12 protein-coding genes are annotated in these 19,139 nt (G+C 74.2%); 10 read left to right on the forward strand and 2 right to left on the reverse strand.

Annotated elements, in window-relative coordinates; genetic code table 11:
• The first annotated feature begins 14 nt into the window (after positions 1 to 14).
• A complete protein-coding gene (locus tag ACIQWR_RS24245) occupies positions 15 to 8,516 on the forward strand; it encodes a type I polyketide synthase (RefSeq protein ID WP_404013089.1) in 8,502 nt (2,833 codons plus the stop codon).
• 152 nt (positions 8,517 to 8,668) lie between these two features.
• Entirely contained in the window at positions 8,669 to 10,207 is a 1,539-nt protein-coding gene (locus ACIQWR_RS24250) for an MFS transporter (protein WP_404013092.1), read from the forward strand.
• Between the two features lie 100 nt (positions 10,208 to 10,307).
• Here the strand turns inward: ACIQWR_RS24250 and ACIQWR_RS24255 are convergent, their stop codons facing one another.
• Positions 10,308 to 11,357, reverse strand: coding sequence for an amidohydrolase family protein (locus ACIQWR_RS24255; RefSeq protein ID WP_404013095.1), 1,050 nt, complete (start codon positions 11,355 to 11,357; stop codon positions 10,308 to 10,310).
• Between the two features lie 66 nt (positions 11,358 to 11,423).
• Complete coding sequence (locus tag ACIQWR_RS24260) at positions 11,424 to 12,728, reverse strand: cytochrome P450 (protein WP_404013098.1); 1,305 nt, start codon at positions 12,726 to 12,728, stop codon at positions 11,424 to 11,426.
• 289 nt (positions 12,729 to 13,017) lie between these two features.
• Between ACIQWR_RS24260 and ACIQWR_RS24265 the strand changes: the two genes are divergently transcribed.
• The 8 genes from ACIQWR_RS24265 (at position 13,018) to ACIQWR_RS24300 (ending at position 19,087) form a co-directional block, all read left to right on the forward strand.
• A complete protein-coding gene (locus ACIQWR_RS24265) occupies positions 13,018 to 13,527 on the forward strand; it encodes an Asp23/Gls24 family envelope stress response protein (RefSeq protein WP_404013101.1) in 510 nt (169 codons plus the stop codon).
• A gap of 66 nt (positions 13,528 to 13,593) precedes the next feature.
• A complete protein-coding gene (locus ACIQWR_RS24270; RefSeq protein ID WP_404013103.1) occupies positions 13,594 to 13,779 on the forward strand; it encodes a hypothetical protein in 186 nt (61 codons plus the stop codon).
• The gene (locus ACIQWR_RS24275; protein WP_404013106.1) at positions 13,776 to 14,732 is read left to right on the forward strand and encodes a DUF6286 domain-containing Asp23/Gls24 family envelope stress response protein; all 957 of its coding nucleotides are present in this window, start codon (positions 13,776 to 13,778) and stop codon (positions 14,730 to 14,732) included. Before ACIQWR_RS24270 ends, ACIQWR_RS24275 begins: the two co-directional genes overlap by 4 nt.
• Positions 14,729 to 15,328 (forward strand): hypothetical protein, encoded by a 600-nt coding sequence (locus ACIQWR_RS24280; protein WP_404013109.1) that lies wholly within the window; start codon positions 14,729 to 14,731, stop codon positions 15,326 to 15,328. Before ACIQWR_RS24275 ends, ACIQWR_RS24280 begins: the two co-directional genes overlap by 4 nt.
• 91 nt (positions 15,329 to 15,419) lie before the next feature.
• Entirely contained in the window at positions 15,420 to 16,211 is a 792-nt protein-coding gene (locus ACIQWR_RS24285; RefSeq protein ID WP_404013302.1) for a YihY/virulence factor BrkB family protein, read from the forward strand.
• A 302-nt stretch (positions 16,212 to 16,513) separates the two neighbouring features.
• The gene (locus ACIQWR_RS24290; RefSeq protein ID WP_404013112.1) at positions 16,514 to 17,263 is read left to right on the forward strand and encodes a GntR family transcriptional regulator; all 750 of its coding nucleotides are present in this window, start codon (positions 16,514 to 16,516) and stop codon (positions 17,261 to 17,263) included.
• 183 nt (positions 17,264 to 17,446) lie between these two features.
• On the forward strand, positions 17,447 to 18,343 hold the full coding sequence (locus ACIQWR_RS24295) for a hypothetical protein (RefSeq protein WP_404013115.1): 897 nt from the start codon (positions 17,447 to 17,449) through the stop codon (positions 18,341 to 18,343).
• A 78-nt stretch (positions 18,344 to 18,421) separates the two neighbouring features.
• Positions 18,422 to 19,087, forward strand: coding sequence for a pyridoxamine 5'-phosphate oxidase family protein (locus ACIQWR_RS24300; RefSeq protein ID WP_404013118.1), 666 nt, complete (start codon positions 18,422 to 18,424; stop codon positions 19,085 to 19,087).
• The last annotated feature ends 52 nt before the right edge of the window (positions 19,088 to 19,139 follow it).

The raw sequence follows: 19,139 nt of genomic DNA on the forward strand, positions 1-19,139 counted from the left end.
GCAAGGACGCGGACATGGTCAGGCCGATCCCGGTGCTGCTGCGCGAGCACGCCCGGAGCACGGGGGAGAAGGTCGCCTTCGAGGACCGTCGTACCCGGCTGACCTACCGTGATCTGGAACGGAGGACCGGGCGCCTGGCGGGTCATCTGGTCGGGCTCGGTCTGGCGCGCGGAGAGCGGGCGGCGATCCTGCTCGGCAACCGGGTCGAGGCGGTCGAGAGCCTGCTGGCCATCACCCGGGCGAGCGCGGTCGGCGTGCCGCTGGACCCCGCCGGCTCCGCGCCGGAGCTGACCCACCTGCTGGACGACAGCGGCGCCCGCGTGATCATCACCGATCGCGCCCTGCTTACCCGGCTGCTTCCGCTGCTGGCGGCGCGCCCCGGTCTGACCGTGCTCGTCGCCGACCCGCCTGACGACGAGGCGGTCGCCCCGGAGCGCGGCCGCCCGGACCACGTCGAGCTGCGCTACGAAGACCTGGTGGACACCGAGCCGGCGACCGCGGCGCCGGACGACCTCGGCCTGGACGAGGTGGCCTGGCTGCTCTACACCTCCGGCTCCTCCGGGGCCCCCAAGGGCGTCCTGCTCACCCAGCGCAACCGGCTCGCCCCGGTGGCCGCCGGACTCGTCGGCGTCCTCGGCATGTCCCCGCAGGACCGGCTGCTGTGGCCACTGCCGCTGCACCACGCCATGAGCCACGTGGTCTGCGTGGTGGGAGTGACCGCGACCGGGGCGAGCGCCATGATCCAGCCCCGGTTCGCGGTCGCGGCGGTGCTCGCCGAACTGCGTCGTACGGACGCCCCGTACACCCTCCTCGGCGGGGTGCCGACCACGTACTCCGCCCTGCTCGACGAGGTGCGCGGCGGCGCCGCCCCGGGCACGAGCGCCGAGGTCACGAGCGCCCTGGGTACGAACTCCCTGCGCGGGTGCATCAGCGGCGGGGCCTCGGCGGGGGCCGCGTTCCGCCGCTCGTTCGAGGAGAGCTGCGGCGTCCCCTACCTGGAGCACTACGGAAGTACGGAGGCGGGCCCGGTCACCATGACGGCGCCGGGCGACCCGGTGTCGGCCGAGTCGTGCGGCCGGATCCTGCCCGGAACCCGGGTCCGGGTCGGTGGCGACGCGGACGGACAGCACGTCGGCGTGGGCGAGGGCGAGTTGTGGGTGTCCGGGCCCGGGGTGATGGCCGGATACCACGGCATGCCGGGCGCCACCGCCGAGGTGCTGCGCGACGGGTGGCTGCGCACCGGTGACCTCGCCCGGGTCGATGCCCGCGGGGAACTCGTGATCACCGGGCGGGCCGGTGACCTGATCATCCGGGGTGGGGTGAACGTCCACCCCTCGGAGGTGGAGGCGGTGCTGCGGCGACTGCCCGGGGTGGCGGACGCCGCCGTGGCCGGTCGCCCGCACCCCGTCTTCGGCGAGGTACCGGTCGGCTACGTCGTCCGCGAGCGGGGCCGGCGGTCCGACGAAGGGTTCGATCGCGCCGCCATCCTGACCGGGTGCCGCCGGGAGCTGTCCGCCGTCAAGGTGCCCGCCGAGCTGTACGAGGTGGCGGAGGTCCCCCGTACCGCTTCCGGGAAGGTGCGCAGGAACGCGCTCGCCGACCTGCCCGCGCGACTGCTGGACGGGACACCGACCGAACGCACGCCGGGGGCTGCGGAGTCGGACACCACGGACACGAGCGAAGCGCTGTATTCGCAGGACGTACTGGCCCTGGTGGTGCGCGCGGCGGCCGATGTCCTCGGCTGCGCGCCCGAGGCGGTGGAGCCGGTGACGGCGCTGCGGGACCTGGGCATGGACTCGTTGACCGCGACGGTGCTGAGGGAGCGACTGGCCGCGGCCACCGGGCTCAGGCTCTCGGCGGCCGTCGCCTTCGACTTCCCGACGGCCGCCGCACTCGCCGCCCACCTCGGAACGCTCGTCGACGCCGAGCGGGCCGCCACCGCACCGGCGCCGCGCCCCCGTCCGGGCCCGGGACGTCCCGGCAACGTCGGCGCCGACGAGGGCGTCGAGCGCGACGAGGGCGACGATCCGGTCGTCATCGTGGGCATGGCCTGCCGCTACCCCGGTGGGGTGAGCACTCCCGAGGAGCTGTGGCGGTTGGTGGCCGACAGCACGGACGCCATCGGCCCGTTCCCCGCCGACCGGGGCTGGGACACCGACGGGCTCTACGATCCCGATCCCGGCCGCCCCGGGCACACGTACGTGCGCGAGGGGGGTTTCCTCGCGGGCGCCGGCCGCTTCGACCCCGCGTTCTTCGGCATCTCGCCCCGCGAGGCCCTGGCGATGGACCCGCAGCACCGGCTGCTGCTGGAAGTGGCCTGGGAGGCCGTCGAACGTGCCGGGGTGGACCCCAAGACCCTGCGCGGATCGGCGACCGGGGTGTACGCCGGGCTGATGTACAGCGACTACGCGGGACGTTTCGCGGTGACGCCCGCGCAGGTGGAGGGCTACCTCGGCATCGGCAACGCCGGCAGCGTCGCCTCCGGCCGCATCGCGTACACACTCGGCCTGGAAGGGCCGGCCATCAGCGTGGACACCGCCTGCTCCTCGTCCTTGGTCGCCCTCCACCTGGCGGCCCGGGCACTGGGCCGGGGCGAATGCGACCTCGCCCTGGTCGGCGGGGTGACGGTCATGTCCACACCCGCGTCCTTCGTGGAGTTCAGCCGGCAGCGGGCACTGTCCCCGGACGGCCGATGCAAGGCCTTCGGGGCGGCCGCCGACGGTACCGGCTGGGGCGAGGGCGCCGGGATGCTGCTGCTGAGCCGCCTGTCCGAGGCACGCCGTAGGGGGCTCACGGCCTTGGCCGTGGTGCGCGGTTCGGCGGTGAACCAGGACGGGGCGAGCAACGGGCTGACCGCTCCGCACGGCCCGGCCCAGCAACGCGTGATCCGCCAGGCCCTGGCCGACGCCGGGCTGACACCCGCGGACGTCGACGCGGTCGAGGCGCACGGTACCGGTACCCGGCTCGGAGACGTCATCGAGGCGGAGGCGTTCCTGGCCGTCTACGGACGGGAACCGCGGCAACGCCCGCTCTGGCTCGGCTCGGTGAAGTCGAACATCGGCCACACCCAGGCCGCCGCCGGAGTGGCCGGCGTGATCAAGACGGTGCAGGCGATGGCGCACGGCGTGCTGCCGCGCACCCTGCACGCCGACGAGCCGAACCCCGCCGTGGACTGGCCGTCGGGGCGGGTGGCCCTGCTGACGACGGCCGTGCCGTGGCCCGCGACCGACCGCCCGCGCCGGGCGGGCGTCTCCTCCTTCGGCATCAGCGGGACCAACGCGCACGTCGTCCTCGAAGAGGCGCCGCCCGAGGACCGCCCGCAGAACGAACCTCCCGTACCCGAGCCTGTACCCGCCACCGCCACCGCCACCGCTCCCGCCCCGACCGGAGCGTCGCGAGCGCCCCTGCCGTTCGTACTGTCGGCCAGGAACGCGGCGGGGCTGCGCGACCAGGCCGGGCGTCTGCTCGACCACCTGGAGGCCTCGCCGGACGCGGCGCAGGCCGACGTCGGGTACTCCCTCGCCACCACCCGTTCGGCCTTCGAGCACCGGGCCGTGGTGGTGGCCCAGGACCGGGCGGAGCTGCTCACCTCGCTGCGGGCGCTGGCCGAGGGAAGGAGCCGGCCGGGCGTGCACACCGGCGGCGCCCGCACGCAGGGCTCCCTGGCCGTCCTCTTCACCGGGCAGGGGAGCCAGCGCCTCGGGATGGGTAGGGAGCTGTACGAACGACGTTCGACGCACCCCGCCTTCGCGCGGTCCTTCGACGAGTGCTGTGCGCTGTTCGACCCACTGCTGCCGACACCCCTGCGCGACGTGGTGTTCGCCGCCGCCGGCGCCCCGTCCCGCAAGGGCGACGGCGACCTCCTGCGGACGACCCGGTTCGCCCAACCGGCGCTCTTCGCCCTGGAGACGGCCCTGTTCCGGCTGCTGGAATCCTGGGGCGTGCGCCCCGACCTGGTGGCCGGGCACTCGATCGGCGAGGTGGCCGCGGCGCACGCCGCCGGTGTGCTGTCCCTCGCCGACGCCTGCGCCCTGGTGGCGGCCCGGGGCCGGCTGATGGACGCGCTGCCGGGCGGCGCCATGGCCGCCGTGGCGGCCGGTGAGGAGGAGGTCGCCGCCCAGCTGGCCCAGGTGGCGGGGGCAGTGGAGATCGCCGCCGTGAACGGGCCCGCCTCGGTGGTCGTTTCCGGGGACGAGGACGCGGTGGGCGAGACCGTCGCGCGTTTCCGTGCCCTCGGCCGGTCCGCGACGCCGCTGCGCGTGAGCCACGCCTTCCACTCGGCCCATATGACGCCCATGCTCGCGGAGTTCGCCGAGGTCGTGGGTCGACTGTCCTTCGCCGCACCCGAACTCCCCCTGGTGAGTGCGGTATCGGGTCGCGTGGCCACCGACGAGGAGCTGCGCGCACCGGAGTTCTGGGTGAAACACGTGCGCCGACCGGTCCGGTTCGCCGACTCCCTGGCGCACCTCCGCGAGCGCGGGGCGTCCCGGTTCGTGGAGCTCGGCCCGGACGGCGTACTCACCGCCCTGGCGCGCACCTGCCTCACCGCACCGCAGCCCGGTCCGCAGCCCGGTCCGGAGCCCGATGCGCAGCGGCCCCGCACCCCGGCCCCGCTGGTCCTCCCCACACTGCGCGGCAACCGACCGGAAGCGGGCGCGCTGCTCGACACCGTGGCCGCGCTCCACGCGGACGGCGTTCCGGTCGACTGGCGAGCCGCCTTCACCGGGCGCGGCGCACGACGCACCGCGCTGCCCACGTACGCGTTCCAGCGCCGCCGCTTCTGGCTGGACGCCGATCCGCCGCACCGCCCGGCCCCCGAGCAGGGCGGCCCGGCCAGGTCGTTCCTCCGCTCCCTGACGGCCACGGCGGACGACGACGGCCTGCTGCTGGAGGGGCTCGTCTCCCTCCGCGACCACCCCTGGCTGGCCGACCACGTCGTGGCCGGCGCCGTCCTGCTGCCCGGGGCCGCCTTCGTGGAGATGGCCCTGTACGCGGGCGCGCGGGCCGGCGCGGCGGTCCTCGACGAACTCACCCTGACCGCGCCCCTGCCGCTGCCCGCGGACGGCGGCGTCGCGCTCCAGGTGAAGGTGGCGGGCGCGGACGCCGAGGGCCGACGGGCCGTCACCGTCCACGCCCGCCCGCACGGCGCCACGGCGGACACGGGCCCCTGGTGCCGGCACGCCACGGGGACGCTCGTACCGCAAAGGGACCCGGACCCGGACCCGGAAGGGTCCACCACGCCGGCGGGGGACCGTCCCTGGCCTCCGCCGGGCGCGGTCCCGATCGACCTCGACGGTGCGTCGGGGACGCGGCTGGCCGCAGGGGTGTACGCGCGACTGTCCCGCTCCGGACTCCACTACGGGCCCGCCTTCCAGGGGCTGCGCGCCGCGTGGAGGATCGGTGCGCAGGTGTACGCGGAGGTGGCCCTGCCCGAGACCGCCGACGTCCCCCCGTCGGGCGCGACCGCGCCCGCGACGGAATTCGCGCTGCATCCCGCACTGCTCGACGCCGCGCTGCACACGGTCGCGCTCGCCGCCCTCCTCCCGGCGCAGGACCGGGGACCGGGGGAGGACGAGGAGCCTCCCCGACCCGAGGCGCGCGCGGAATCGATCGCCTTGCCGTTCTCCTTCACCGGGGTGCGCCTGCACGCCACGGGTGCCCAGCGGCTGCGGGTGCGCCTGGTGTCGCCCGCGGCGCCGGACCCGGCCCGACCCGAAGGGCCGGCGGCGGACGGTCCGATCGGGCTGGAGCTGACCGACGGGACGGGCGCGCCCGTCGCGACGATCCACCGACTCGACCTGCGGCCCTCGCCCCTCTCGTCCCCGTCGCCCACCGGTCCCGCCACGATCGAACCGCCCGCCGCGGCGCTCTTCCGGACGAGCTGGGCACCCGGGCCGCCTGGGCCACAGCCTCCCGCGGACGCTCCGGTGCCCACGTGGGGCCTGCTGGCCGACTCCGGGCCGCGGCGCGCCCTGGCCCCCGTGGGCTCCGGCGTCCCCGTGTACCCCGACCTGGCGGCGGCGGTCGCCGACGGAGCGACGGTCGTCGTCGCCGCCTGCCCCGCGCCCGGCGTCGCCACCCACGGGGACGGTGACCTCAGCCCGGCCGGGCAGGTGCACCGAACGGCCCGATGGGCCCTGGCGCTGGTGCAGGCCTGGCTGTTGGAGCCCCGCCTGGCCGACTCCCGCCTGGTCCTCGTCACCACCGGCGCCGTCGACACGGGCGCCGTCGACACGGGCACCGCGCAGCCGGATCCGGCTCCGGAAACCGACACCGAAGCGGGCGCACGAGGCCTCGCCCAGGCCGCGGTGTGGGGACTCGTCCGCTCGGCGCAGCGCGAGAACCCGGGCCGTTTCACCCTGGTCGACCTGGACGACGACCCCCGCTCCACGGCCGCGCTGCCCGCGCTGTTGTCGGGCGCGGAGCCCGAGACCGTCGTGCGCCGGGGGGTGCCCCACCTACCGCGGCTCGTCCGCGCGCCCGCGGCGCCGGCCGAAGCGGAACCCGGACGGCGCCTCGACCCGCGGGGCACCGTCCTGGTCACCGGCGCGAGCGGCTCGCTCGGGATGTTGACGGCGCGTCACCTGGTCGCCGCGCACGGCGTCCGCCACCTGCTGCTCGCCGCCCGGCGCGGCGCCGAGGCACCCGGGATGGCGGAGCTGTGTGACGAACTGGCCGCACGGGGAGCTCGGGTGACGGTCCGGGCGTGTGACGTCGCCGACCGGCGGGCACTGGCCGCCCTGCTCGTCGACGTACCGGCGGCGCACCCGCTGACCGGGGTGGTGCACACCGCGGGCGTCCTGGACGACGGCATCGTCGTGGCGTTCGACGGCGAACGGCTCGACCGCGTGCTGCGGCCCAAAGCGGACGCCGCCCTCGCGCTGCACGAGTTGACCGCGGACCACGACCTCGCGCTGTTCGTCCTCTTCTCCTCGGTGGCCGGCGCCTTCGGTTCCGCCGGGCAGTCCGGCTACGCGGCGGCCAACTGCGTCCTGGACGCCCTGGCCCGGCATCGGAGCGGGCTCGCCCTGGCGGGCACCTCGATCGCCTGGGGCCCCTGGCGGCAGAGCGGCGGCATGATGGCGCACCTGACGGAACGGGACCTGTCGCGGATGGCCCGTGCCGGATTCGCCCCGCTCGCACCGCAGGAGGGCCTCGCCCTCTTCGACGAGGCCGTTCGCGGCGCCGACCCGGCCCCGGTGGCGGCCCGCCTCCATCCGGCACGCGTGGCCGCCGCCCGCCCGGGTACGCCCGATGCCCCGGGCACCCCCCGTACCCCACCCGCCACCACGGCCGTCCGGAACGGCCGGGTCGAGCGGTCCACCGCGCCGCACCCCGCACTGATCCGCCGTCTCGCCGACGCGCCGCCGCAGCAGCGCGTCGACCTGATGCTCGGCGAGGTCCAGGTCCTGGCGGCCGAGGTGCTCGGTCACTCGGAGGAGGACGGGGCGATCGACCCGGACGACCTGTTGGCGGACCGGGGGCTCGATTCCCTGGCCGCGGTCGAGCTGCGCAATCGCCTCGCGACCGCGACCGGTACCGCGCTCCCGGCCACGCTGCTGTTCGACTTCCCGAGCCCCCGGGCGGTCGCCACCCATCTGGCGCAGCGGTACGCCCCACCGCCCCCCGAGCAGACCCGGACCACGGAGCCGCACCCCGCCGCTGCCCCCGCGGACGGCGGGCCGGCGTCCGAGGAGCAGCTACCGGATTCCCTGGGCGGCCTCTTCCGCGCCGCCTGCGCACGGGGACGGACCATGGACGCGATGGGTCTGCTGACGATCACCGCGCGGCTGCGCCCGACCTTCGACCGCGCCGAGGCACCGACGGCCGCGCCACCGGCCGTCGCGCTCGCCCTCGGCGGCACGGGACTGCCGGTGCTCTGCTTCCCGGCGCTGAGCGCGCTCTCCGGACCGCAGGAGTACGCCCGGCTGGCCCGGGGGCTGCACGGACTGCGACCGGTCACGGCCCTGCCGCACCCCGGTTTCCAGCGACCGGAGCGACTACCGGCCGCGCTGGACGCCTTCGTCACGGCCCAGGCCGCCGCCGTCCGGGCCGCCGCGGACGGCGGGCCGTTCGCCCTCCTCGGGCGTTCCGCGGGTGGCTGGGCCGCCCAGGCGGTGGCGGAACGGTTGGCGACGGAGGGGGCGGCCCCGGCCGCCGTCGTCCTGCTGGACACCTATCCCGCCGCCCGCGCCGACGCCGACGAAGCCCTCTCCGCGATGACGACCGACATGCTCCGCCGGGCCGCCGAGCTCGCCTCCACCGACCCCGACCGCCTCACGGCCATGGCCGCGTACTTCGCCCTGTTCTCCGGCTGGCGCCCCGCCCGGCCAGCGGCCCCGACCCTCTTCGTCCGTGCCGGGGAACCGCTCCCCGGCACGGCACCGGCCCCCGCATGGCCGCTGTCACACGCCGAAACCACCGTCCCGGGCGACCACTTCACGCTCCTGGAGGGCCACGCGCGCTCCACCGCCCGCACCGTCCACCAATGGCTGGCCGCCCTACCCCACCGGTGACCGCGACCCACCGCCGCTTCCGGGGCCGCGCCGGCCCTCCCGGAACCATCACCCGGTTGCCCGCCCGCCCGTGACGGCGGTCGTGCACAGGGGCAGGGATCTCATGGATTTCGTACTCGATCCGAATCCGTCCCCTGCCCCTGAGGACCCCCATGTCGAACGCTCCGCCCGAACTCAGGACCGAACCCCCACCGCCCACGCGCAGCGCCGCGTGGACGGGAACGGTCCTGCTGATCGCCTGTTCGGCCCAGTTCATGGTCGTGCTGGACGTCGCGATCGTGAACATGGCACTCCCCGACATGAAGGCGTCCCTCGGCCTGAGCGCGGCCGGGCAACAGTGGATCGTCAACGCCTACACCCTGGCCTTCGCCGGGCTGCTGCTCCTGGGCGGCCGGGCCGCCGACCTGGTCGGCGCCCGCCGCACCTTCCTGGCGGGCCTCTCCACCTTCACCGCCGCGTCGCTCGCCTGCGGGCTGGCCGACAACGGTGCGACGCTGATCGCGGCCCGAGCGGTCCAGGGCATCGGTGGCGCGGTCCTCGCCCCCGCCACCCTGACGCTGATCATGACCACCTTCACCGAACCCCGCGCCAGGGCCCGCGCGATGGGCGCCTGGAGCACGGTCAACGGCGTCGGCGGCGCGGCCGGTTCGGTGATCGGCGGGCTGCTGACCGAGTACAGCAGCTGGCGCTGGGTCTTCTACGTCAACATCCCCATCGGGATCGCGATCCTGACCGCGGCGCTCCTCCACGCGCCCGCCACGCCCGCCAAGGCCTCCGCATCAGCCGGACCCGCCGGACCCGCCGCGCCCGCCGGGCACGGAGGCCGTGGCGGCCTGGGCCGCTTGGACCTGCCCGGCGCGCTGTCGGTCACGGTCGGTCTGACCGCGCTGGTCTACGGGATCATCTCCACGGCGAGCTCGTCCTGGACCTCCCCCCACGTCTGGGCCGCCCTCGCCGTCGGCATCGCGCTCCTGGCCGCGTTCGTGGTCATCGAGTCGAAGGTCGCCGCCCCGCTGGTGCCCCTCGCCGTGCTGCGCCGCCGTACCTTGGCCATCGCCAACCTGGTCATGATCGGTCTGGGCTCCGCGATGTTCGCGATGTGGTTCCTGCTCTCCCTCTACATGCAGCAGGTGCTCGGCTGCAGCGCCCTGAGGACGGGCCTGTACTTCCTGCCCAGCTGCCTCGCGGTCGTCATCGGCGCCCGCATCGCCACCCACCTCGTCCGGCGCACCGGCCCGCGGCCCCTGCTGGTCACCGGCATGGGCCTGAGCACCTTGGGCTTCCTGTGGCTGTCGGGCATCACCGTGGGCGGGTCCTTCGCCACCGGCGTGGCCGCGCCCTTCGTGCTCTGCGCCCTCGGTCTGGGACTGTCGATGCTGCCGGTCACCGCCGCGGCCACCGCCGGCGTGGACCGGCGCGAAGCCGGACTGGCCTCCGGTCTGGTCAACACATCCCGCCAGTTCGGCGGCGCGCTCGGCCTCGCGATCCTCGCCACCATCGCCTCACGCACCGCGGGGGGCAGCTCCAGCCCGGGGGTGCAGGCCCTCACCGCAGGCTACGGGCACGCCTTCCTCTGCGCGGCCCTCTTCACCGCCTGCGCGGCCCTCGGCTCCCTCCTCCTCCCCGGTCGCCCCGATCAGGCGGGCCCCGGCCCGGCCGGCCCCGGCCCCGCGCAGGGCGGGCCGCGCTGACCGGTCCGTCGACGTCGCCCGTACATGCCGGACCCCGCGCCCGTTCGAGGCGCGGGGTCCGGTTCGGTGCCTGGCGGTCAGCGCGCCGACCGCCAGCCGGTCAGACCGTTGCCAACTGAGGCATCAGACGCAGGGCGTTCTCGCGGTAGATCCCGCCCAGTTGCTCGGGAGTGAAGGCCGGGTCCGCCTCCAGAGCGGGGAGCGCCAGCTCCATGACCGTGTCCTGCGGCGCGGCCGGCCAGTCGGTGCCGAAGAGGACGTGGTCGACGGGCACGTGGGTGAGGAGGGTCGCGGCCGGAGCCATGGGCCCCGCCGTGTCGTAGTAGAAGCGGCGCAGGTGATGGCGCACGGACGCCGGGTCGACCGGGGGATCGCAGAACCGTCCGAGTGCCTCCAGCCGAGGGGCGATGTACGGGAGGAACCCTCCGGCGTGCGGCAGGATCACGGAGAGGTCGGGGAAACGGTCCAGGGTCTTCTTGCTGATCATGTTGACGGCGGCGCGCGTGGTGTCCAACAGGAAGTCGCACAGGAAGTCGGGGATGCCCGGAACCGTCATCCGGCCGGGCCGGCCGCCCGGCAGATGGTGCGGATGGGTGTCCACCACCGCCGAGAACTCGTTCAGCTCGGCGAAGATCGGGTCGTAGACGGGATCACCGAGGTACACGCCCCCGTAGTTGGCCGTCACGTTCACACCGACGGCGCCGAGTTGGCCGAGTCCGCGGCGCACGGCCCACGAGGAGGCTTCGAGGTCGTCCAGGAACAGCGGGACGTAGAAGGCGAACCTGGCGGGGTGCGCCCGCACCACCTCCATCACCGAACGCAAGGTGATGGTGATGGCCTCGCGCAACTGCGCCGACGAGCGGTAGCGCGCCGGCAGCATGGGCTTGAGCACGGCCGTCCCGATCCCCGCGCGGTCCATGAAGTCGATCGCGTCCTCGGCACCGAGGTACGCCCACCGGGGCAGCTGCCCCGGCTCGATCAGCTCGTGCTGTTCGGCCCACTCGCGCCATTCCGGCGCGCAGAAGTGGTGGTGCATGTCGATCTTCGGCTGGATCCCGTGTTCCCGCACCGGGCCGTGGGGCGCCGCGCCCACGGCTGCGCGCACCGGTGTACCGGTGCCCTCGACGGGCACCACTGGGTGTTCGGTCACGTGCGGCCCCGATGGGTTCCCGTTCTTGTGCATGGCAGTCCAACGCCCTTCGGGTTGCGGGTTCGGCTACTTGAAGGTGGCCGTCGGCGCCATCGCGAGATCTCCGGCCGGCCGCTCCGGCTCCAGGACGACCTGGAGCCGTTCGAGCCCCCGGAAAGCCGCGACGGGGCCCTTGAGCCATGCGCCCCCGCTCTCCTCACCCTCCGCCAGCTCCATCTCCGGGAACTCCCGGAGCAGGCAGGCGAGCGCGATTTCGAGTTCGAGCCGCGCCAACGGGGCGCCCAGGCAGTAGTGCGTTCCGTGTCCGAAGCCGAGCTGCGTTCCCCGGATCCCCACGCGCGTCACGTCCAGGACGTCGGCCGACTCGAACCTCTCGTGGTCGCGGTTGGCCGAGTTCAGGGCGATCTGGACGAGGGCGCCCCGGGGGATCACGGTTCCCGAGATGTCCGCGTCCTCGGTGGCGTACCGGAACGTCGAGGTCTCCACCGATCCGTCGAACCGTACGAGCTCCTCGACGGCGTCGGGGATCAGTGACGGATCCCGACGGAGCAGGTCCAGCTGATCCGGGTGGGCCAGCAGCCCCAGGATGGAGTTGCCGATCTGGAACGCCGTGGTCTTGTGACCCGCGAAGAACAGGACCCACATCGACGCGACCAGTTCCGCGTCGTCGAGCCCGTCCTCCGCGGTGATGAGGTCGCTGAGGAAGCCATCCGACGGATGGAGCCGCGCGTGGGACACGAGCTCGCCCAAGCGCCTTTGCAGCCACTCCTCGGCCGCCTTGAGTTCTGCCTTCAACGCGGGGTTGAACCGGGACCGCGTCACCACACCGAACTGCTCCAGGATGTCCGGACGGTCGACCTCCCGGATGCCCATCAGCTCGCACAGCACCGCGACGGGAAGGGGGAACGCCAGGGCGGTCATGAGGTTCACCCGGTTGCTCTTGCGGCATTCCCGCAGGAGTTCCTCGGTGATCTCCGTGATCCTCGGCCGCATGGCCTCCACCCGTCCGGGGGTGAAGGCGCGCCGCAGGACGCGGCGCAGCCGCGTGTGCTCCGGCGGGTCCGCGAAGAGGATGTTGTCGTCCAGCGCGTCGAAGAAGCTGCCGAACACCGCGTGGTAGGTGTCGATGGCCCCCCTCATGTTCTTGCTGAAGCGGGGGTCCGACAGGGCGTCACGGGCATCGTCGTAACGGGTGATGAGATAGGTCTCCACCCCGTGCGCGGGCGTCAGCCGGCACACCGGATCCTGCGCGCGCAGAGCGGCGTAGACCGGATACGGGCACTCGCGGAATCCCGGAGCTCCCTCGGACACGGCCGACACGAGGTCCTGCAACGCTCGATCGCCGTTCGGTACGACATTCCCCTGCGTCATCTTCCGCGTCCTCCGTGGCAGCGCGTAGGTGTCCTGTGGACGGGGGCGTCCTGTGGACTGGGTACACCGGTTCCCCGCGCGCACTGTTCGCGAAACGGTCCTTGGTTCGTTCGTGGCAGGGCCGGCCGCCGGCTCCGCGTCCCGGACGGCCGCGATCGGGGACCACGACCCGGTGTCACCGAAACCTTTCGGGGAAGGCGCGTCACAGAAGGCGTTCGCCCGTGTCCATCCCTGTGCACGCACATCGCCCGCGCTGCCCTCGCAGCGCCATGAGAGGAGAGCCGTTTCCATGACCACCCAGCAGTTGGTTCCCTCGGCGACGAGCCCCGCGACCCCGAAGGCCGACCCCGACACCGCCACGGGCGCGACGGCGGTCGTCCTCGGCAGGACCGGCGCCGACGCGCCGGCCGGGACCCGGGGCAGGACCTCGATCGCCGACGTCGTCGTGGTGAAGGTCGCGGGCCTCGCGGCCCGGGAGATCCCGGGAGTGCACGACATGGGCGGCGGCCTGTCCCGCACCTTCGGTGCGGTCCGCGACCGGGTGCCGGGCGGCCGCCCGAACGTGGGACGCGGAGTCAAGGTCGAGGTGGGCGAACGGCAGACCGCCATCGACCTCGACCTTGTGGTCGAGTACGGCGTCGCCATCGCCGAAGTCGCCGCCGACGTCCGTGAGAACGTGATCGCGGCCGTCGAGCGGATCACCGGTCTCGAGGTCGTCGAGGTCAACATCGCCATCAACGACGTCCACCTCCCCGAGGACGAGGACGTCGAGGCATCCGCCGGGTCCCGCGTGGCGTAGGCCGTCCCTTTCGGATCGTGCCGGAGCGACGGGCCGGTCCGCACCATCGGAGGAGAGCGAGGAAAGATGAGCAGAGCCTTCATCGGAATGATCGCGGGGATGGCGTTGGCGTTCGCCGGCTACTTCGGGGGCTTCGTCGCCTTCGTCCTCGTCGCGGTGCTCGGCGCGGCCGGATACCTGGCCGGCGCCTGGCTGGACGGTGGTGGAAGCCCGCACGAGCTGCGGGCGATGTACGAACGCAACCGCCGATGACCGCGCCCGCCGCGCGCGGAACGACCACGATCGCGGACAAGGCCGTACGCAAGATCGCCGAGCGGGCCGCGCGGGAAGCGCTGCCCGCCCCACCGGCCGTCACCCCGCAGGGCGCCGCCACGGTCCACCGGCGCGGTGCCACGGTCGCCCTGCGCCTGTCCCTGCCCTACCCCGCGCCGCTGGCGCACACGGCGCGCCGGGTCCAGCAGCACGTCGCCGAGCGCACCCGGCACATGACGGGACTCGACGTCGCCCCACCCCGGTTGGCCGTGACCCGGCTCTCGACCCCGACGGACGCCCCCGCCCCGATCGCCCCGCGGGTACCGGCCACGGCGCCCAAGGGTGCGCGCACGGGCCGCCGTTGGTGGTCGCCGCGCCGCGCCCCGCTCACCGCCGTCCTCCTCCTGGGCGCCGCGGCCTGCGCGGCCGTCACCGTGGACGTCGTCCGCGTCCGGGCCACCCACCACCCCGCCGCCTGGCGCGCGGACGCGGTGGAGTGGCTCGTCACCCGGCACGGCGCGGGCGACGCGAAGGTCACCGTCGGCGCCCTGACCGCGGTCGCCCTCGGGGCGTGGCTGCTCGCGCTGGCGCTCACCCCCGGCCGCCGGCGGCTGCTCACCCTCGCACCCCCCGGCCCGCGCGTGGCCCTCGCGATGGACCGGTCCACCCTGGCCGCGCTCGTCACGGACGCCGTCAGCGCACTGGACGGCATCGACTCGGTGCGGGTCCGCTCCGGACGTCGACGCCTCACCGTCCGTGCCCGGCTGGCCTTCGGGGACCGGGGCGACGCGCTCCAGCGTGTCACCGCGGCGACCGAACGGACCGTCGCACGCTGCGGGCTGCGCCGGCCTCCGCGCCGCAGGGTGGCCGTCGTCCCGGAACCCACCTGGGAGCGGCCGCCGGCACCGGCCACGGTCGACGCCCCCGACCGGCAGGAGGACCCGAGCGCATGAGGGCCTTCCAGACCCTTGCCCAGCGGACCGTCCTCGCCGCCATCGGGTTGTCCCTGCTGCTGGGCGGTGCATGGCTCGTCACCACCCGCACGTCGGTCGCCGGCCGGCTTCCCGCCGGATGGCCGGCGCCGACCACCGGCGCCCCCTTCCTGGACCGTACCGCCCTGGCGGACCTGCGCGCCCACACCTGGTGGCCCCCCGCCGTCATCGCGGTCGGGGTCCTCGCCACCACCGTGCTCGTGGCCCTGGCACTGACCCTGCCCCGGATCAACGGGCGCCGCAGCCCCCGCCTGTCCCTGGCCGCCGCCACAGTGGTGCTGCGCACGCGCGCGCTGGAAGAGGCGCTCGATGACCGGGCCACCGCCATCGCCGGCATCGACCGCTGCCGCACCCGGATCCACGTACGACGTCGGCACCGGAGCCGGCGCCTAAGCTTGCACCTGCACGTGTGGCTTGATCCCCACACCGCCCCCGACATCGTCATCGCGCCGCTCACCGCCCTCGCGGCCGAGGCGGAAGCGGCGACGGCCCCGTACGAGATCGAAACCCGAGTGCACATGAGCCACCGCAGCCACCGGATACCGCGTGTCCGCTGACGTCAGCCCCCTCACCCCCGACCGCGCCGCCACCGCTACCGCCGGCACCACCCGGACCTGGTGGGCCGCCCTGCGCCGTACCCTGCTCACCATGTGGCGCGACGACATCAGCGACTACGCGGCAGCCCTCACCTACTACGCCATCCTGGCGATCCTGCCGACCCTGCTCGTCACCGTCCTCGCCTTCGGTCTCATCGACCCCGGTACGGCGGAACAACTGATCGCGCGCGTCACCCACTACGCCCCTGGACAGTCCGGGACCGAACTGCACGACCTCCTCACCCGCACGCTCGACGGGCGATCGGCCGCGTGGACCCTGCTCGTCGGTGGGGCCGTCAGCGCGGTCTGGTCCTCCTGCAGCTATCTGGCCGTCTTCCGCCGGGCGCTGCACCGCATGCACCGTGTTCCCGACCGTCGTTCACCCTGGCGCAAGGCCCACCGCATCGTCGCCACAGCACTGTCCCTGCTCCTGCTGCTCGGCGTGTGCGCCCTCATCCTGATCGTCAGCGGTCCCGTCGCCAAGGCCCTGGGCCACCTGCTCCACCTCGACGGCAGCGTTCCGTTCGTCTGGGGCCTCGCCCGCTGGCCCCTCCTGCTGACCCTGGTCACCCTCCTGGTGGTGGTCGTCTTCCACACCGGGCCGCCGTCGTCCCGCACCCGCCACCACAGCCTGCCCGGCGGGGCGTTGGCCGCGACCCTGTGGCTGGTCGTCTCCGCTGGTTTCGCCCTCTACACCTCCCTGGTGTCCACCTACAACCACCTGTACGGATCCCTGGCCGGGATCGTCGTCTTCCTGATCTGGCTCTGGCTGTCCAACCTCGCCCTCCTGGCCGGTGCCCAGTTCACCGCCCAACTCCACCGGGACTCCGGCGAGCACGTCTGAAGGACCGTCCGGGCCGTGCTCGCGCGGGTGCCTGCCGGACGGGCTTCGGCGGTTTCGGGTGGGTCCGGTCCTGGTCCTCGCTACGGTGGACGGCATGACGATCTCGGCCCGTCGGCCGCCGGCCCGTCCTGCGTCGTCGCCCCCGCCGGGGCGTCCTCCGAGCGGCCCCGCACCGGACAAGAACCCGCCGTTCCCGCCGAATCCGCCGGGGCGGTGCCGTGCCGGGGCCGAAGGCGAGGGCCCTTCCGCCCGATGCGGTCGCCGCTGATCCCGACCCCGACCAGCGCGAAGGAGAGTCTGCAATGCCGATGCCCGGGGCCTTCACACCTGTGGTCCAGGACGGTTCGCACCCCCCGTACCTGCTGGCCCGCGACAGCCTGGCACGGGCCATCGCGTCCGGCCGCCTGGCCCCCGGCCGGCGCCTGCCGTCCGAACGGTTCCTGGCCGACGAGCTCGGGGTGAGCCGGGTGACCCTCCGGCGCGCCCTGGGGGTGTTGCAGGAACAGGGACTGATCGAGTCCTCGGCCCGACGGGGCTGGAGCGTGCGCCCGGTCGCCTTCGCGCACGCCGCCGATACCGAGGTCACCGCCGGGTTCGGCGAGCTCAACCGCGCCCTCGGATTCACGGTGACCGCCGACACGCTCCTCCAGCGGATCCGCGCCGCCGACTCCGAGGAGGCCGAACGGCTCGGCGTCGACACCGGGGCGCCCCTCTTCGAACTGCGCAGGCTGCGCCACCTCGACGCCACGCCCGTCTGCCTGTCCCACGACCTGCTGCCGCACGCACTGGCCCCGGGGATCGAGGACGAGGACTTCGGGACCGCATCGCTCTTCGGCGTGCTCGCCGGGCGGGGCCTGCCCGTGGCCATGGCGCGCTACACCGCACGCGCCGCCCTCGCGCGGCCCGAGGAGTCGGGCCCGCTCGGCCTGGCGCCGCCGGCGGCCGTGCTCCACACCACCCGGCTGTCCCACCTCGACGGGGGCGTCCCCCTCGCCTGGAGCCGGGAGGTCTACCACCCCGACCGGTACGAGGTGCGGTTCCGCCTGGGCTGAACCGCTGAACCGCGCAACCGCCCGTCCGCTGCGGCGCGGCGGGCCTTTCGCCGTCGTTCCGGGGGCCCAAAGCCACGGTTCCCATCTGGTCTGCATCTGGTAAACCTGTAGGGGGAGGCAGGCACGCCGGGGGGCGCACACCAGAGACGGACCCCCGACGGGGGCCGCGACGAAGGGAACCCGATGACCCAGCGCATCCTCGACCTCGAAAGCCACCAACTCGCCCACCTGCGCGGCCGCGCGCTGACCGCCTCCGTGGCCGCGTCCGAGGGCCGCGCCCTGGTCGCGGAGGTCTGGCCCAACACGGCGATGCTCGCCTCCGCCCACGAGACCGGTGGCGTCTCGAACATGGAGCTGGTCTCCGCCTTCGGCGCGGACATCGTCATCCTCAACATGATCGAGAAGGTCTTCGACGGCGCGGCGTGGGACTTCCCCGTCATGGGGCGCTACCCCGACCTGGCCGCCCTCGCCGACTTCCTGGGCCGCCCGATCGGCGTGAACCTCGAACCCGGCAACGTCCCCGCGCTGCGCGCCTCCACCGTCGAGAACGCCAAGCGCCTCGTCGACCAGGGCGCCGCCCTGCTGTGCGTCACCGCCAACCCCGCCACCGGCGCGACCCTCGCCGACATCGCCCGTACCAGCGAGGAACTGCGCAGCGCGCTCGGCGACGACGTGGCCATCTGGTCCGGCAAGATGCACATGGCCGGCAGGCTCGAACCGTTGGACGTCGCCGGCATGAGCGGGATCGCCGAGGCCGGCGCCGACGGCGTACTGGTACCGCTGCCGGGCACGGTGCCCGGGGTCACCCGCGAGATCGCCGCGGAGGCCGTGCGCCGCATCCATGCCGCCGGCGCGATCGCGATGGGAACGATCGGCACCAGCCAGGAGGGCTCGCACCGCAACCTGGTGCCCCAGCTCGCCCTCAACGCCAAGGAGATCGGCGTCGACGCCCACCACATCGGGGACGCCTACGTCGCCGGAGCGATGGACCCCGAGTTCCTCTACGCGTACTCCGTCGCGATCCGGGGCCGCCGGCACACCTGGCACCGCATGGCCCGCAACACCCGCAAGCGCGCCTGACGCCCGAGACGGACGGGGTCGGGGAACTGCCAGCGTTTCACCGTAAATGCCACAAAAGGCGCCCTTACAGTGACCGCCATGGCACCCACCTCACGCACGACGGCGCAGCGGTACCCGGAGCGGGTCACCTACGACCGGGACGACGCATACGCGATCCTGGACGAGGCCCTCTACGTCCACATCGGCTTCGCCACGGACGAGGGCCCGGTCGTCATCCCGACCTTGCACACGCGCGTCGACGACCGACTGCTGCTGCACGGTTCGGCCCACGGCCGGTACATCAAGGCCACCTCCTCCGGCGCCCCGGTCTGCGTCACCGCCACGATCATCGACGGCGTCATCCTGGGCCGCGCCTCCTCGCACCACTCGGCCGCCTACCGCTCGGTGATGGTCTTCGGGCGGGCCACCCCCGTCGAGGACCCGGCCGAGCGTGCGGACGCGCTCGCGCAGGTGGTGGAGAGCGTCGTGCCGGGGCGGCTCACCGGCCCGAACCCCGCGCGTCGTCCCAGCGTGGAGGAGTCCGAGTACACGGCGGTGTTGACCCTGCCGATCGAGGAGTTCTCCCTCAAGGTCCGGGCCGGCTTCGCCCGTGACGAGCCCAAGGACGACCAGGTCGAAGCCTGGGCCGGGTGGATCCCGCTGACCACCGCACCGGGCACTCCCGTGCCGGACGCGATCACCGGGGGGCGCTTCACGGCTCCCCGCTACGACACGGCCATCCACCGCTTCCGCCAGGACACCTGACCGCCTGACCACTCGTTTGCCCGACCGCCTGCCAAAGGCACCGGCCGGGTCG

The organism is Streptomyces sp. NPDC098789 (assembly GCF_044759975.1).
In the GTDB taxonomy this organism is placed as follows: Bacteria; Actinomycetota; Actinomycetes; order Streptomycetales; family Streptomycetaceae; genus Streptomyces.

Excerpts from the sequence above, each read along its gene's own strand:
- ACIQWR_RS24295 (WP_404013115.1), top strand. The coding sequence starts at position 17,447 with ATGACCCAGCGCATCCTCGACCTCGAAAGCCACCAACTCGCCCACCTG.
- ACIQWR_RS24270 (WP_404013103.1), top strand. The coding sequence starts at position 13,594 with ATGAGCAGAGCCTTCATCGGAATGATCGCGGGGATGGCGTTGGCGTTC.
- ACIQWR_RS24275 (WP_404013106.1), top strand. The coding sequence starts at position 13,776 with ATGACCGCGCCCGCCGCGCGCGGAACGACCACGATCGCGGACAAGGCC.
- ACIQWR_RS24260 (WP_404013098.1), bottom strand. The coding sequence starts at position 12,728 with ATGACGCAGGGGAATGTCGTACCGAACGGCGATCGAGCGTTGCAGGAC.
- ACIQWR_RS24250 (WP_404013092.1), top strand. The coding sequence starts at position 8,669 with ATGTCGAACGCTCCGCCCGAACTCAGGACCGAACCCCCACCGCCCACG.
- ACIQWR_RS24245 (WP_404013089.1), top strand. The coding sequence starts at position 15 with ATGGTCAGGCCGATCCCGGTGCTGCTGCGCGAGCACGCCCGGAGCACG.
- ACIQWR_RS24300 (WP_404013118.1), top strand. The coding sequence starts at position 18,422 with ATGGCACCCACCTCACGCACGACGGCGCAGCGGTACCCGGAGCGGGTC.
- ACIQWR_RS24265 (WP_404013101.1), top strand. The coding sequence starts at position 13,018 with ATGACCACCCAGCAGTTGGTTCCCTCGGCGACGAGCCCCGCGACCCCG.
- ACIQWR_RS24290 (WP_404013112.1), top strand. The coding sequence starts at position 16,514 with ATGCCGATGCCCGGGGCCTTCACACCTGTGGTCCAGGACGGTTCGCAC.
- ACIQWR_RS24280 (WP_404013109.1), top strand. The coding sequence starts at position 14,729 with ATGAGGGCCTTCCAGACCCTTGCCCAGCGGACCGTCCTCGCCGCCATC.
- ACIQWR_RS24285 (WP_404013302.1), top strand. The coding sequence starts at position 15,420 with ATGTGGCGCGACGACATCAGCGACTACGCGGCAGCCCTCACCTACTAC.